Source organism: Pseudomonas sp. MN1F, from assembly GCF_009391885.1.
Taxonomy (GTDB): domain Bacteria; phylum Pseudomonadota; class Gammaproteobacteria; order Pseudomonadales; family Pseudomonadaceae; genus Aquipseudomonas.
Genome location: NZ_VZII01000012.1, coordinates 20,146 through 34,917, shown reverse-complemented (window position 1 = coordinate 34,917; position 14,772 = coordinate 20,146). Strand labels below are relative to the sequence as shown.

The window sequence follows — 14,772 nt, the reverse complement described above, 5'->3', positions numbered from 1 at the left end:
GACGAAGCGCATGAGCGAGCTATCGTTACCGACCCTGCATGCTGGCACGCCAGAGGTGGCCGTCGTCGCCAGCAGCGGCATTCAGGTGCGGGCGTTGCACCTGTTGCGCCAGCCGGACCCGGCACAGCCCATGCGCTGGCTGACCGTGCGCACGGTCATTGATCCACTGTCGCGCACCGGCTGCCAGTTCGGCGCCCGACCGCTAAAGGCAGCGGCCGACGCGCCAGTGCTGGCTGACGCCACCACCGTGCTGGGCCTTGACGGGCAAACGCTAAGGCTGCACACAGTTGACGCTGACGCCACCCTGGCGCTGACGGACAGCGCCGGCCGAGCGCTGTGGGCAAGCAATGCCCAAGGCACGGTCCTGACGCACGTGTATGAACACGACAGTGCCGGCGGGCGCTTGGTCGAGGTTTGCGAACAGGCGGCGGGCGATGTGAAACGTCAGCGTGAGCGCCTGGACTATGGCGAGCCGCTGGCGGCGCGCCGGGGCCACAACCTGGCGGGCGAACGTGTCGCGCACTTCGACAATGCCGGGGTCATGTACACCCACTCGCTTTCACTGGGCGGCCGGGCCCTTGAGACATGCCAGCAATTGTTGCGCCCGCAGGCGCAACAGCCTGACTGGGCGGGCAGCAGCGAGCAGGAACTGGAGCCGCCCCTGCGCGTGATCAACCGTATGGATGCCGTCGGAGCGCGCCTTGAGCAAGTCAATGCAGTGGGCGTCAGCACGCGATCGGTCTACGACGTCAGCGGTGCGGTAGCACAAACCTGGATGGGGCAGGGTGCAGGTGAAACCCTGGTGCTCAAGGCCGTGCAACGGCGCGCGGATGGCGTGCCGTTGTCGCAAACGGCAGGCAACGATGTGACCGATACCTATGCCTATTCGGCCCGTTCCCAGTACCTGAGTCGCCATCGAACCCACCGCCGCGGTGATCATCCACAGGGCAAGCTGGAGATCAGTGACCTGCACTACACCTACGACCCGGTTGGCAATATCCTCAGCCTGGACGATCAGGGCGCCTCCCCGACCTGGCATCGCAACACACGCGCCGATGGCCTGCGTGAATACGGCTACGACACGCTGTATCGCCTGGTCTCGGCCAGCGGTAGAGAGCGCATTCAAGTAAGCGGCATCTGGTCGCCGGCCTTCTCGGCTGCGGACCGCAAGGGGGGCAATGCCTGGAGCAAGTACACCGAGCATTACACCTACGATGATGGCGACAACTTGATCGTGCTCAGCCACAACGGTGGGGCCGGTTCGCGCAGCCGCAAGCGGATGGTGTCCAAGCAGAGCAATCGTGCGATGCCTGAGGGGCACGAGCTGACACCGGAAACCGGGTTTGTGCCTGGCGGTTTGCAGAAAGCCCTGGCCGATGGCAGGCCTTTGAGCTGGCAGGCGGACAACCAACTGCGCCAGGTCAGCCTGGTCAGGCGTGCCGAGGGTGAAGATGACGTGGAGCGTTTCCACTATGCCGACGGCGGCACTCGTACGCGCAAGGTCACCACACTGAAGTTGGCGCAAGGGTTGCAGACCACCCTCGTCACCTATGCGGGCGGCTGCGAAACCCGTAGCCGGCAGCTCGATGGGCAATTGCAGAAACAGGTGGTTATCACTGAACACGCCGGCGTGCGCTGGATACAGTCGCCCCTGAACGGTGAGTATCAGCTGCGGTATGGGTTCACCGACCACCTGGGCAGCAGCAGCGGCGAAACCGATGCGCTTGGCAGGGTGGTGGCTCGCCAAGAGTACGCGCCCTACGGTGAAACGACCGGGAGTGATGAGGACAGCGTTGAAATCGACAACCTGCAGCAACGCACCTTGCGCTACTCGGGCAAGGAACTGGATGCGACGGGGTTGTATTACTACGGATGGCGTTACTACCTGTCAGCGTTTGGCTGCTGGTTGAGTGCAGACCCGGCAGGCACGGTCGATGGGCTCAATCTTTTCTGCATGGTTCTGAATAACCCGGTAGTGCGGGTTGATGAACAGGGTTTGATGTTCTCACCTGAGTCTCTGGTCAGAGGTATGAGAGGTCTGATGGACCAAGGACGGCCACTCACGCCCGAAGCGCCAGCACAGGGAGAGCCCAACCAGGATGAGTCTGAAACGCCTGAGGAAGCCGCATCATCATCCAGAATGGTCGAGCCGGCCGCAGAAACAGCTGTTGATCGCAAGCCAGGCAAGCCCGGCAAGAAAAAGCGCGAGGCGAAAAAGGCGTCCATGGATGCAGCCCTCGCGCACGAAGAAGACAATGATGGTTTTTCTACAGTCGCTTCACGTTCTTCGCGTGGATCCTCAACTTCGAATTTGTCCCGAGCGTCCACCCAGCCGCCGAATAGTCCTGTCAGAGTAATTGGAGGCGGGCAGGGCAAGAAATACACAACTGACCCGACGGAAATGGTCCGGTACCTGAGTAAGCTGACAATGAGTGTTGAACAGGGCGTGCAGGTAATCGGCGCAGGCGAGCGCCCCAGGCCGGACGTGCACGGTAATAAGGTGTTCTACCTCACCAAAGGCAAGGGCATGGGTTTGAATCATGTAGTGAGGAGACATGAGCAAGACTTCATGGACGCAGGTATCGCCATGACGGATCTGCCGGTCTTATTGCTCGAAGCACTCGCTGCAGGAAACATAGTGGAAGGGGAGGGAAATCCCACTCGTCCGGTTTACCAAGTCAACTTCAAAGGTAAAAAACACTTTATCGCCATTTCGGTAGGCAAAAGGGGGCAAATAGTGGGTGCTCACCCGCATAACCGATTTCGCGGTCTTCAGGCGAGAGAAGCCAGGCTCTTTACGAGAGTCTGAGGAGGAACTCGCAGGCGTAATCCCTCTTCCGGTGAACACTGTTGCCCCACAAACACCCCTGAAGCATTTTGCCCCCATCCCAGCACCAAACCCCCGTCAAACCCCAACAAAATCAACCCCTTGAACCCGGCACAACTCCTGCAACAGGCCTCCCAAAGCCCAGTCCCCGCAGGAGCGCCCTTGAACACACCCATTTTCCCCCTGATCCCGCTCTGCACCGCACTGGCCTTGCTCGGCTGCGGCAAAGCCGAGCAGCACACCGCGCAAAGCACCACGCCGCAACCGGGCGGCACCCTGGTCTACGCCACTGACCGCGAACCCACCTGCCTCGACCCGCATGTGGCCGGCGACATGCCCCAGGTATTCGTCGCCCAGCAATACCTCGACTCGCTGGTGTCGATGGACAGCCAAGGCCAGATCGGCCCCTGGCTCGCCACAAGCTGGGAAGTCTCCCCGGACGGCCTGCGCTACACCTTCCACCTGCGCCGCGACGTGCACTTCACCGACGGCACCCCCTTCAACGCCGAGGCGGTCAAGGCCAACCTCGACCACATGGCCAAACCCAAGACCCAGTCCAGCACCGCGGGCGGCTATATCCGCCAGTACCGCGGCACCAGGATCATTGACCCCTACACCGCAGAGGTCACCCTGGCGACGCCCTATGCGGCCTTCCTCGAAGTGTTGGCCCAGGGCTTCCTCGGCATCCAGTCACCCACCGCGCTGCTGCGCAGCCGCGACCAGAACTGCGAAAGCCCGGTGGGCAGCGGGCCATTCAAGGTGGCGCGCTGGGACCGGCAGAACCAGGTGGAGCTGGTGCGCAACCCGGACTACAACTGGGCGCCACCGACCGCCCAGCACCAAGGCCCGGCCTACCTCGACCGCATCGTCTGGAAGTTCATCCAGGAACCCTCGGTGCGCTTCGCCTCCTTGCAGGCCGGCGAAGTCGACGTGATCGAAGCGCTGCCGCCAGAGTCCCACGAAGCCGCGCGGCGCAACCCGAACGTGGACCTGATCATCGCCCAGCGCCCCGGCAACCCCACCAACGGCACCTTCAATCTGCGCCGCGTACCCTTCGACGACATCCGCGTGCGCGAGGCCTTCGTGCGCAGCGCCGATGTCGAGGGGGCGCTCAAGAGCGTGTACTTCGGCGAGTTCCCCCGCGCCGGTGGCCCGCTGAGCATCGCCACACCGTTCTACAGCGGCGACTTCGAACACAGCCAGGACTACGACCCGGCCCGTGCCGCCAAATTGCTCGACCAAGCCGGCTGGACCAGCCGCGACAGTGAGGGCTACCGCACAAAGAACGGCCAGCGCCTGCGTGCCGTGGTGCTGATCGGCGCGCGCACGCCATCCTCGGAGCTGACCTTGTGGGAACAGGTGCAAGCCACCACTCGCCAGGCCGGCCTGGAGCTGGTGCTCGACCAGATGAGCGATGCCCAGGTCACCGCCCGCCAGGCCGCCTGGGACTACGACATCCGCACCGGCTACTGGAACACCAACACCCCCGACGTGCTGCGCATCATCTTCACCACTGCCTTCGTGCAGCCGGCCGGGGTCGGCGGCTATCACCAGAACTCCTCCGGTTATGCCGACGAAGGCTATGACGCGTTGCTCGACAGCGCCCTGGCCACCCAGGACGCCGACCAGCGCCGCCAGCGTTACTTCAAGGCGCAACAACAGGCCGCCGCGCAGTACTTGCAACTCACTACCTACCCGCAAAGCACACGCCTGGGCATCTACAAGACCGCCCACGGCGTGCGCCTGGAGCCTTCGCTGGCGGTGACCTACCTCTATGACGCATGGGTGAACAAATGAGTACGACGACACTCGCGGTGACCGACCCGCGCCGCGAACGCCTGGCCGCCCTGGGCCGGCGCGCTGCCATCCGCCTGGGCGGCGGTGTGCTGGTGCTGTGGGCGGTGGCAAGCCTGACCTTCTTTGCCCTGCGCCTGATGCCGGGCGACCCGGTGCTGGCCATCCTCGGTGGCCCCAGCGCCAACCCGACACCGGAAGCCATCGAGGCTGCCCGTGTGGAATTCGGCCTCGACCAGCCATTGGCTGTGCAATACCTGCTTTACCTGGGGAGGTTGCTGCAAGGCGACCTCGGCGTGTCGTACTCGCAGCACCTGCCGGTCACCCGCGTGCTGGCCGAGCAGGGTGGGGCGACACTGGAGCTGACCATCGCCGCGTTGGGACTGGCCTGGCTCTTGGTCCTGCTGTTGACGGTGATAACTGCCGGGCGTGGCAGGCTGGTGGGCGGCATCGCCTCGCTTGCCGAAACCCTCAGCGCAGCCTTGCCGCACTTCTGGCTCGGCGTGGTGCTGCTGGCCGTGTTCGCCTTCGGCTTGCGCTGGTTCCCGCCCGCAGGTAGCGACAGCGTTGCCAGCCTGGTGCTGCCGGCGTTCTCGCTGGCGATTCCGCTGGCCGGGTTCATTGCCCAGGTCACGCGCGAATCCCTTGAGCTGACCCTCGAACAACCCTTCGTACTGACTGCCCGCACCCGGGGCCTCAGCGACCTCGCCGTACGCTTCCGCCACGCCCTGCGCCATGCCTTGCTGCCCGGCGTTTCACTGTCGGGCTGGGCCATCGGTGCGCTGATCAGCGGTGCGGTGGTGTGCGAGGTGATCTTCTCGCGCAAGGGCATCGGCCGCCAGCTGTACCAGGCGGTGCAGGCCCAGGACATGCCCCTGGTGATCGGCGTCAGCCTGGTGGTAGCGGCTGGCTATGTACTGGCGAACATTCTGGTCGACCTGCTGTACCAGTGGATCGACCCGCGGCAACAGGAGGCTGCAGCATGACTGACCTGACCCTTGATCGAACCCTTGCGCCGTTGCGCCGGCAGCGCCAACTGCAGCTGCCGCCGCTGGGTGCCAGCCTGGCGATCCTGTTCCTGTTCGCCTTGCTGCTGGCTGCGTTGCTGCCGGGGCTGTTTACTCGCATCGACCCGTTGGCCATCGTCCCCCGTGACGCCTTTCAGCCGCCGAGCTGGGCGCACTGGCTGGGCACTGACCAGTCGGGCCGTGACATCTTTGCGCGGATCATTCACGGCGCGCGGCAAAGCCTGCTGATCGGCGTCGCGGCCACGGCCATCTCCATGGCCATCGCCATCACCCTCGGCTTGCTCGGTGGCCTTGGCGGGGCGCGGGTGGACCGTGCGCTGGGCTGGCTGCTGGAAGTGCTGTTCGCCTTCCCCAGCCTGGTGCTGGCGCTGCTGTTCGTGGCGGTGTTCGGCAGCGGTGTCGGCCCGCTGATCGTCGCCACCGGGCTGGGCGGCGCGCCGGGTTATGCGCGCATGGTGCGTGGCCAGGTACTGGCGGTGCGCAATGCCGGTTACATCGAGGCGGCGCGGGCGTTGGGGCATCCGACTTCGCGCATTGTGCTGCGTCAGCTGTTGCCCAACGCGATGCGGCCGCTGGTGGTGACGCTGACCATGGGCGTCGGCCAGGCCATCGTCTGGGCCTCGGCGCTGAGCTTCCTCGGCCTGGGTGCACGGCCACCAGCGCCGGAGTGGGGGACCATGTTGTCCATGGGCCGCGACTTCATTGCCAATGCCTGGTGGCTGACGTTCTTCCCCGGCCTGTTCATCGTCCTCACCACCTTGGCCACGACCGTGACTGGCCGCTACATCCAACAACGCCTGGAGGGGCGCCTGCCATGAGCGACAAGACCTTGATCGTCGAAGGCCTGAACGTGGCCTTCGCAGGCCGCAGCGTGGTGCGTGAGCTGTCCTTCACCTTGCAACCAGGCCGATGCGTGGCGCTGGTGGGTGAGTCGGGTTCGGGCAAGAGCGTCAGTGCCCGCAGCCTGGTCGGCCTGGCCGGCGCCAAGGCCCAGGTGAGCGCCCGGCAGCTGAGCTTTGCCGGGCATGACCTGCTCGACTTGAGCGAACGCCAGTGGCGTGCGGTACGTGGCAAGGACATCGGCTTCGTGCTGCAAGATGCCTTGGTGTCACTCGACCCACTGCGTCCCGTGGGCAAGGAAATTCTTGAAGTGCTGCAGACGCATCAGTACGGCGACCGCCAATCGCGTGCGACACGGGTGCATGAGCTGCTTGAGCGGGTTGGCGTGCCCGACGTCGAGTTGCGCGCTCGACAGCGCCCTGGTCAGTTGTCCGGTGGCCTGCGCCAGCGTGCGCTGATTGCCAGTGCCCTGGCCCTGGACCCTGCACTGGTGATCGCCGACGAGCCGACCACCGCGCTCGATGCCACAGTGCAGGCGCAGATCCTCGAGGTGTTTCAGCAGATCAAGGCCCGTGGCGCCTCATTACTGATCATCAGCCACGACCTGGCGGTGGTCGCGCAGCTGGCCGACGACGTGGTGGTGCTGCGCCACGGCGAAGTGGTGGAGCAGGGGCCGATGCAGCAGGTACTGCGCCAGCCACGCCACCCCTACACCCAGGCCTTGCTGGCGGCGGTGCCGGCCGAGCATCCGCGTGGCAGCCGGTTGTCGCCGGAGCGGGCAGGTGTGCGCCGCGAGCCACGGGCACGTGCGCACAGCGACGTGCTGCTCGAAGGCCGCGGCCTGGGCAAGCGCTACCTCGGCCCGGATGGCCTGTTGCGCCAGGTGGTGCAGGGGGTCGATTTCACCCTGCGCGCCGGGCGCACCCTGGGTATCGTCGGCGAGTCCGGTTCGGGCAAGACCACGGTGGCACGCATCGCCCTCGGCCTGCTGCAGCCCGACCAGGGCGAAGTGCTGTATCGCGGCCAGCCGTGGAACCGCCCGGCCAATGCCGTCAGCGAAGCAACACGGCGGCCGTTGCGTCGGGAGATCAGCGTGATCTATCAGGACCCGCTGGGCTCGTTCGACCCGCGCTGGAGCGTAGCGCAGATTCTCGATGACGCCTTGCAGGTGGCCGGTGTCGAAACGGCGGCCCGACCGGCACGCATTGCCGTGCTGCTCAATCAGGTGCGCCTGCCGGCGGACCTTGCCCAGCGCCGGCCATTGCAGCTGTCCGGTGGCCAGCGCCAGCGCGTGGCCATCGCCCGGGCGATTGCCAGTGAGCCGAAGGTGATCATCTGTGACGAGCCGGTCTCGGCGCTGGATGTGTCGGTGCAGGCCCAGGTGCTCGACCTCTTGGCCGACCTGCAGGACGAACTGGGCCTGGCCTACCTGTTCATTTCCCATGACCTGGGCGTGATCCGCCATGTCAGCGACGACGTGCTGGTGATGCGCCACGGCCAGGTGGTGGAGCAGGCGCCGGTCGAGCAGCTGTTCGAGCGACCGGCCCACGCATACACCCAACGGCTGCTCGGCGCGGTACCGCGCCTGCCCGGCAGCGGCGCCGAACTGGTGGTGCCGCCGCTGGACCTGGAACACGAAGCCTTCGACCTGTTCGACGAAACCCGCCTGTGGAAAATCGCCATCTAAAGGACTGAACCATGACCACTTTCCAACGTTTCCCAACCCAGGCTCCGGCGACCAATGTTGCGCAGCTCAAGGCCCGCATCCTTGCCCTGTTGCCCGCCATCGGCGCAGGCGCCGCACAGCGCGAACGCGAACGCCAGCTGCCTCATGAAGCCATCGCCCAGCTCGCGGCAGCCGGGCTTTACACCGTGCGGATCCCTACCCGTTACGGCGGCCCTGGGGGCGCCGTCAGCGATGTGATCGAACTGCTGTTGCAGATCGCCGCGGTCGACTCCAACGTCGCCCAGGCCCTGCGCCCGGGCTTCGCTTTCGTCGAAGGCCTGCTGGTCGCCCAGGGCGAGGGCGCCGAGCAGGAGCGTGAACGCTGGTTTGCCCGTTACCTGCAAGGCGCCGTGATCGGCAACGCTGGCTGGGAACTGGGCGGGGCCAACGGCGCCATTGCGGCACGCCTGGTCCGTGACGGCGAGCACTACCGCGCCAACGGCAGCAAGTTCTACAGCACCGGCGCCTTGTTCGCCGATTACGTCAGCGCGGTGGCATTGGATGAGGATGAGCAACCCGTGTCGTTCATCCTGCCGCGTGACCGCGAGGGCCTGGAGCTGGTCGACGATTTCGATGCCATGGGCCAGCGCCTGACGGCCAGTGGCACCACGCACCTGCGCAATGTGCGGGTCGAGGCCAGCGAGATTCGCACGCGTACCGTGGAGGAGGGCAAGCGCACGATCGTCACGCCGTTCCTGCAGCTGTTTCTCGGCACCGTCCTGGCCGGCATCGCCCGCAACGCACTGACTGATGCCACGCGTTTCGCCCGCGAGCATGCCCGGCCAATCAAGCACAGCACGGCCAGCCGTTCAGTGGATGACCCGTATGTGGAGCTGTCGGTAGGCGATATCGCTGCCCGCGCTTATGGCGCCGAGGCGCTGGTACTCAAGGCCGCAGCGACGATCGACAGGGCTTGGCTGGCGCAGCTGGATGATGCCGCCGTAGAACAGGCCGCCATTGAGGTTGCGCAGGCCCAGTATCTGGTCGCCGAGCTGGCGCTCAAGGCGGCTGAAACCCTGTTCGACGTCGGTGGCGCCTCCACCACCGGCCGCCAGCACAACCTTGACCGGCACTGGCGCAATGCCCGTACCGTGGCCAACCACAACCCGCGCCAGTGGAAGGCGGCGGTGGTCGGTGTCTGGCAGCTCAAAGGCACCCGCCCACCTGTGTCGGGGCTGTTTTGACCGCCCAGCCGGCCCTGCTGGCCGGCCACCTGCAAAGCCCCAAGGTGCCGGTGATCATTGGCGCCGCGCTGTTCATGGAGCTGCTCGACAGCACGGCGGTGATGACTGCCTTGCCGCAGATGGCCGCGGACTTCGGCGAGCCAGGGCTGCGCATGAACCTGGTGGTGTCGCTGTACATGCTGGCCCTGGCACTGTGCGTGCCGGTCAGTGGCTGGGCCGCCGAACGCTTTCGCCCGCGCCGGGTGATGTTGCTGGCGATGGGCTTGTTCACCACCGCCTCGCTGGCCTGCGCCCTGGCCGATACGCTCTGGCAGCTGTGCCTGGGGCGCATGCTGCAGGGGGCGGCGGGGGCGTTGATGACGCCAGTGGGGCAGGTGATCATCCTGCGCTGGTCAAGCCGCGAACAGCTGCTGCAAGCCATGTCCTGGCTGGCCCTGCCGGCCCTGGTCGGGCCGTTGATCGGGCCACTGCTCGGCGGGCTGCTGGTGACGGTGCTGTCATGGCACTGGATCTTCCTGGTCAACCTGCCGATCTGCCTGGTCGGCTGCTGGCTGGTCCTGCGCCATGTGCCGGACTACCCGGCACGGCCGGTGCCGCCGCTGGATGTACGCGGCCTGCTGCTCAGTGGTGGTGCCTTGGCCATGCTGGTGTTCGGCCTGGAGTCGCTGGGGCTGGGGCAATTGCCAAAGGCCTGGGCGCTGGCGCTGGTTGCCGGTGGTCTGGCCTGCGCCTTGGGTTACCTGCTGCATGCCCGGTGGCACCCCAGCCCACTGGTCGATCTGTCGCTGTTGCGCCTGCGCAGTTTCGGCGTGGCCCAGGCCGGGGGCGGGCTGTTTCGCCTGGGCTCGGCGGCGCAACCGTTCCTGATCGTGCTGCTGTTGCAGAACTGCCTGGGCATGAGCCCGCTGGCGGCCGGTTGGCTGGTGGTCAGCGGTGGCGTGGGTGCGCTGTTGATGAAGCTGCTGGCCGTGCCGCTGGTGCGGCGCTATGGCTATCGGCGGGTGCTCAGTTGCAACGCCGTGCTCAGCGCTGCGGGGATTGCCTTGTGTGCCGGTTTTGATCGCGACACCGCGGTCTGGCTGATGGCGCTGGTGCTGTTCGCAGCAGGCCTGGTGCGGTCACTGCAATTCTCGACCTTGGGGGCTGCCAGTTACCAGGACGTGCCAGGTGAGCGTTCGGCGGCGGCCAGTTCGCTGTCGGCGATGTCGGTGCAGCTGACCATGGCCATGTCGGTGAGCCTGGCCGGGGTGATGCTGGGGCTATTGGCCGTGCTGGACGGGCGCAGTGAAACCTCGGTGGCCGACATTGCCACGGTGATGCTGCTGTGCGCTGGGGTGTGCGGAGCATCCGGACTGGTGTTCCGGCGTTTGGCGGGCTGAATCGAGGCCGTATCGCCCTGGCATTTTTGTCAGTAGCTCCTACCCGCGCGTTCGGCTAACGTTCCACTGTGGCGCAATGGAGCTGGCTATGGACAACAGAGCCTGTGAGGTGCATCGAAACACTCCAAACGTGAGTGTGAGTGACAGTCGCGGGCTTCTGGTGCGTGATCTTGTCTATAGCCGCCATCCGGACACGCCGCAGGGGACAGAAGCGCTCGTCACGAAGCACAGCCAGGACGCGCGTGGTTACCTTGCATGCAGCGCAGATCCGCTGCTGAGTCGGGCCGGGGTTGTCAACGTCGTTGGGCGCTACGATTTACCGGGCAACGCTGTACGTTGGCAGAGCGTGGATGGCGGAACCTGCCTGCAGCTTACAGATACTGCCGGCCAGCCATTGCTGCGTGTCGCCCACATCGCCACGCCTGACATGGCGGCGGACGATTACAGCCAGGCTGTAACCCAGTACTGGCACTACGAGCTGCAGGGCCTTCCCGGGCGGCTGGTGGCCATGACCGAACAGGCAGCTGGTGCCCCCCTCCGGTGTGCCGAGCGTCGTGTCTACGCCGGGCCGGACCTACAGCACCAGCAGCGTAATCTGGCAGGGGTATCAATTCTGCATTACGACACGGCAGGGCAGATGAAGATTCTCAGTGTTGCCCTGAGCGGCGTACCGTCTGGCGTCAGCCGGCGGTTGATGACCGAGGCGGACGATATCGGTGCGCAGGTTGACTGGCAAGGCGAGGACCCATCGGCCTGGGATGAAATGCTGGTTCCGCAGCATCAGGGGCACATCACCTTGAGTACGCTGGATGCGATGGGCACGCCGCTGAACCATGAGGATGCGGCGGGCCATGTGCAGCGTATGGCCTATGACCTGGCCGGGCGGCTTGCCGCGACCTGGTTGACGCTGCAGGCAGGTGCTGAGCAGGCTGTTGTCAAGGCACTCAATTACGGTGCAGCCGGGCAGAAGCTGAGCGAGGCCCACGGCAATGGTCTGTTCACCCGCTATCGCTTCGAGGCCCGCACCGTTCGCCTGCTGGGCATCGCGACGGTGCGGGAGCCCGAACTGAAAGTGCTGCTGGACCTGGCTTACACCTATGATCCGGCAGGTAATGTCCTGCGCGTGGCGAATGCCCAAGCGACCCGCTTCTGGCGTGGGCAGAAGATTGAAGCGGGCAACCAGTATGTCTACGACAGCCTTGGTCAACTGGTGCGCGCCAGTGGTCGTGAAATGGCCTTGGCGAGGCATGCGTTCATCACCTACGACCACGCGACCTACAGCCAGTACACCCGCACCTATCGCTACGATGCGGGAGGTAACCTGATGCAGATTCGCCACAGCGGGCCGGCCACTGGCAACAGCTACACCACGGATTTCACTGTGAGCGATCGCAGTAATCGCGTGGTGTTGAGCGCGTTGACGCCGAATCCGCGGGAAGTGGAGGGCATGTTCACGGCTGGAGGCCAGCAGCGTTTGCTTTATCCGGGGCAGCGTCTGCTCTGGACGCCACGCGGCGAGTTGCAACAGGTGTCGCCTGTCACCCGTGAAGGCGCAGATGACGATTTTGAAGGTTATCGCTACGCCGGCGACCGACAGCGGGTGTTGAAGCTGACTTCGCGAGAAACGGCTGGTGCCAGAATGGGGCAGCGGGTTGTGTATTTGCCTGGGCTGGAGTTGCGTTCCACATTCATTGGAGGCGCACAGACGGAGGCGCTGCAGATAGTCACCATGGGTGAGCCTGGTCGCGCCCAGGTGCGGGTGCTGCGTTGGCATGTCGGCCAGCCGGCTGGGGTCGAAAATGATCAATGGCGCTTCAGCCATGATGACCTGAGCGGCAGCTCCCTGCTGGAGACGGACGGCAAGGGCAGCGTCATCAGTCAGGAAGAGTTCTATCCGTACGGGGGGACAGCCATCTTTACCGGGCGTTCCGCGACCGAGGCGAGCTACAAGTGCTTGCGCTATTCCGGCAAGGAACGTGATGTCAGCGGGCTGTACTACTACGGCTGGCGCTATTACCAACCTTGGGTCGGACGTTGGCTGAGCGCCGATCCTGCTGGCATCGTGGACGGTCTCAACCTGTACCGGATGGTCAGGAACAATCCGACTTCAGCCGTCGACCCTGATGGCAAGAATTCGCAGGATTTGGCTACCGAGCATGCTAACCCAGGTTCGCATTTCGAGGCGCCACCGCGCCAGCTTGTCGACATGATCCGGGAAACTTTTCAGGTGCGCGCACGTGAGATGAGCCTGGTTCCAAATGAGCGGGTCATTCAAACGGATCAATTCACCTTGTATCGGGGGGCCGCGCAGCCAAAGCGGCTCAAGATTATCTCCCATGGCAAACCAGTTGCTACGCCGGCCACGGATGGCCAGCATGTAGAACGAGTATTTACCGCACCAGCCAACATGAACTTTTTCACTGAAAACGGCTTCATGGCTATAGTCGCTACCGAACCGGCGTCACCGAACTCGCTTGAGTCTTTCGTCAAAGGTGAGCGGCCGGTGAGAGAGCGGCTTTTGCGGGGTGACAATGTTTCTAACTATACATTGGCAGAGCTGGCGCCAGGAAAGAGATCAAGTGAGACGGTGAAAGAGTATGAGCGAGCGCCGTTCAAGATGAAGATGGAGCGGATGGCGAATCACAATGAGGTCGATGTCCTATTGATAAACGCACCGGTCAATGTCCGCGACGTGCTGCAATCGCTCGAGTCCCGGGGATTGCACTATTCCTCCGTTGATAATCTGTACTGCCGCGGTGCAAGGCCCGTTCGAGGGCCTCGGTTCTGGCGCGGGCTTGTTGGGCGTCTGCAAAATTGGCGGGACGGCGCCGGGCCGCAGCGTGCCGCCCACAGATAGCCCGCGCATGGGCCGGCACAGGAAAACTCAGATGGACAACCGCACCACTCGGTTATCCAGCACCTGCAGCTCCTGCGCCCGGCGTTTGTTCACCACCAGCTCCCCGATCGCAATCAGCCGCGTACGTGTGACGTTGCGCGACAGCCCCAGCAACTGCGCGGTATGCACCTGGTTGTAATGGCAGAAGTGATACGCCGAACGCAGCAGGGCATTCTCGACCTTCTCGTACAAATCGCCAGGCTGCTCCTCATACAACCGGCTGAATGCCTGCAGCAGCAGATCGTCCACGCCAGGGTTCACGGGCGCTTCCTCCTGGCGCTCCAGGCGCAGGTTGGACAGTCGCAGGTCCTGCGCCTGCACCAGCCCGTCGCCGCAGGTCAGCAGGCTGTGGTGAATGACGTTCTCCAGCTCGCGAATGTTGCCTGGCCAGCTGTACTCGACCAGCTTGGCCTGGGCCTTGGGGCTCAGTTCCACCGGCCCGTAGCCCAGCCGCTCGCTGTAACTGCGGATGAAGTGCCGGGCCAGCGGCAGGATGTCCCCCGGGCGGTCGCGCAGCGGGTGCAGCTGCAGGGTCACCACGTTCAGCCGGTAGTACAGGTCTTCCCGGAAATGCCCGGCGTTGATGGCTTTTTCCAGTTGCACGTTGGTCGCGGCCAGCACCCGCACATTGATCGGGATGCTCTTGCGCGAGCCCAGGCGCACCACTTCGCGCTCCTGCAACACGCGCAGCAGCTTGACCTGGATCGGCAGCGGCAGGTCACCGATTTCGTCGAGGAACAGCGTGCCGCCGTTGGCCTCTTCGAACCAACCAGCCTTGGCCGCCAAGGCGCCAGTGAAGGCGCCTTTTTCATGGCCGAACAGTTCGGCTTCGACCAGCGATTCGGAGAACGCACCGCAGTTGACCGCGATGAACGGGCCGTTGCGCCGGCCGCTGAGGTTGTGGATGTGGCGCGCGACCAGCTCCTTGCCCGTGCCGGTTTCGCCAATGATCAGGACGCTGGCCTCGCTGGGGGCGACCTGTTGCAGGTGGGCGAGCAGCGCCTGCGACCTGGGGTCTTCGAAGACCTGTGCGGTCGCCCTGATCGAGGTAGCCAGTGTCGGTGACGGGGGGAGGGTCAGCAGTTGCATGAGCGATCC

The 14,772-nt window shown here is 64.8% G+C and carries 9 protein-coding genes; 8 read left to right on the top strand and 1 reads right to left on the bottom strand.

Features of this window, described 5'->3' with window-relative positions:
* The first annotated feature begins 10 nt into the window (after positions 1–10).
* The 8 genes from F6X59_RS08500 (at position 11) to F6X59_RS08465 (ending at position 13,635) form a co-directional block, all read left to right on the top strand.
* Positions 11–2,809 carry an RHS repeat domain-containing protein gene (locus F6X59_RS08500; RefSeq protein WP_152955854.1) on the top strand — a complete coding sequence of 933 codons (2,799 nt, stop codon included), beginning with the start codon at positions 11–13 and terminating at the stop codon, positions 2,807–2,809.
* Positions 2,810–2,989: 180 nt separating this feature from the next.
* A complete protein-coding gene (locus tag F6X59_RS08495) occupies positions 2,990–4,624 on the top strand; it encodes an ABC transporter substrate-binding protein (protein ID WP_152955853.1) in 1,635 nt (544 codons plus the stop codon).
* On the top strand, positions 4,621–5,607 hold the full coding sequence (locus F6X59_RS08490) for an ABC transporter permease (protein WP_152955852.1): 987 nt from the start codon (positions 4,621–4,623) through the stop codon (positions 5,605–5,607). The genes F6X59_RS08495 and F6X59_RS08490 overlap by 4 nt, the downstream gene beginning before the upstream one ends.
* Positions 5,604–6,467, top strand: a complete 864-nt coding sequence (locus F6X59_RS08485) for an ABC transporter permease (RefSeq protein WP_152955851.1) — start codon at positions 5,604–5,606, stop codon at positions 6,465–6,467. Before F6X59_RS08490 ends, F6X59_RS08485 begins: the two co-directional genes overlap by 4 nt.
* Entirely contained in the window at positions 6,464–8,176 is a 1,713-nt protein-coding gene (locus F6X59_RS08480) for an ABC transporter ATP-binding protein (protein ID WP_152955850.1), read from the top strand. Before F6X59_RS08485 ends, F6X59_RS08480 begins: the two co-directional genes overlap by 4 nt.
* Before the next feature lie 11 nt (positions 8,177–8,187).
* Positions 8,188–9,399 (top strand): acyl-CoA dehydrogenase family protein, encoded by a 1,212-nt coding sequence (locus F6X59_RS08475; protein WP_152955849.1) that lies wholly within the window; start codon positions 8,188–8,190, stop codon positions 9,397–9,399.
* Positions 9,396–10,778 (top strand): MFS transporter, encoded by a 1,383-nt coding sequence (locus tag F6X59_RS08470; RefSeq protein WP_152955848.1) that lies wholly within the window; start codon positions 9,396–9,398, stop codon positions 10,776–10,778. The genes F6X59_RS08475 and F6X59_RS08470 overlap by 4 nt, the downstream gene beginning before the upstream one ends.
* An 88-nt stretch (positions 10,779–10,866) precedes the next feature.
* The gene (locus F6X59_RS08465; protein WP_178120054.1) at positions 10,867–13,635 is read left to right on the top strand and encodes an RHS repeat-associated core domain-containing protein; all 2,769 of its coding nucleotides are present in this window, start codon (positions 10,867–10,869) and stop codon (positions 13,633–13,635) included.
* Positions 13,636–13,662: 27 nt separating this feature from the next.
* Here F6X59_RS08465 and sfnR read toward each other — a convergent pair whose 3' ends face one another.
* Entirely contained in the window at positions 13,663–14,763 is a 1,101-nt protein-coding gene (sfnR, locus tag F6X59_RS08460) for a sigma54-dependent transcriptional activator SfnR (RefSeq protein WP_152955846.1), read from the bottom strand.
* Between the last annotated feature and the right edge of the window lie 9 nt (positions 14,764–14,772).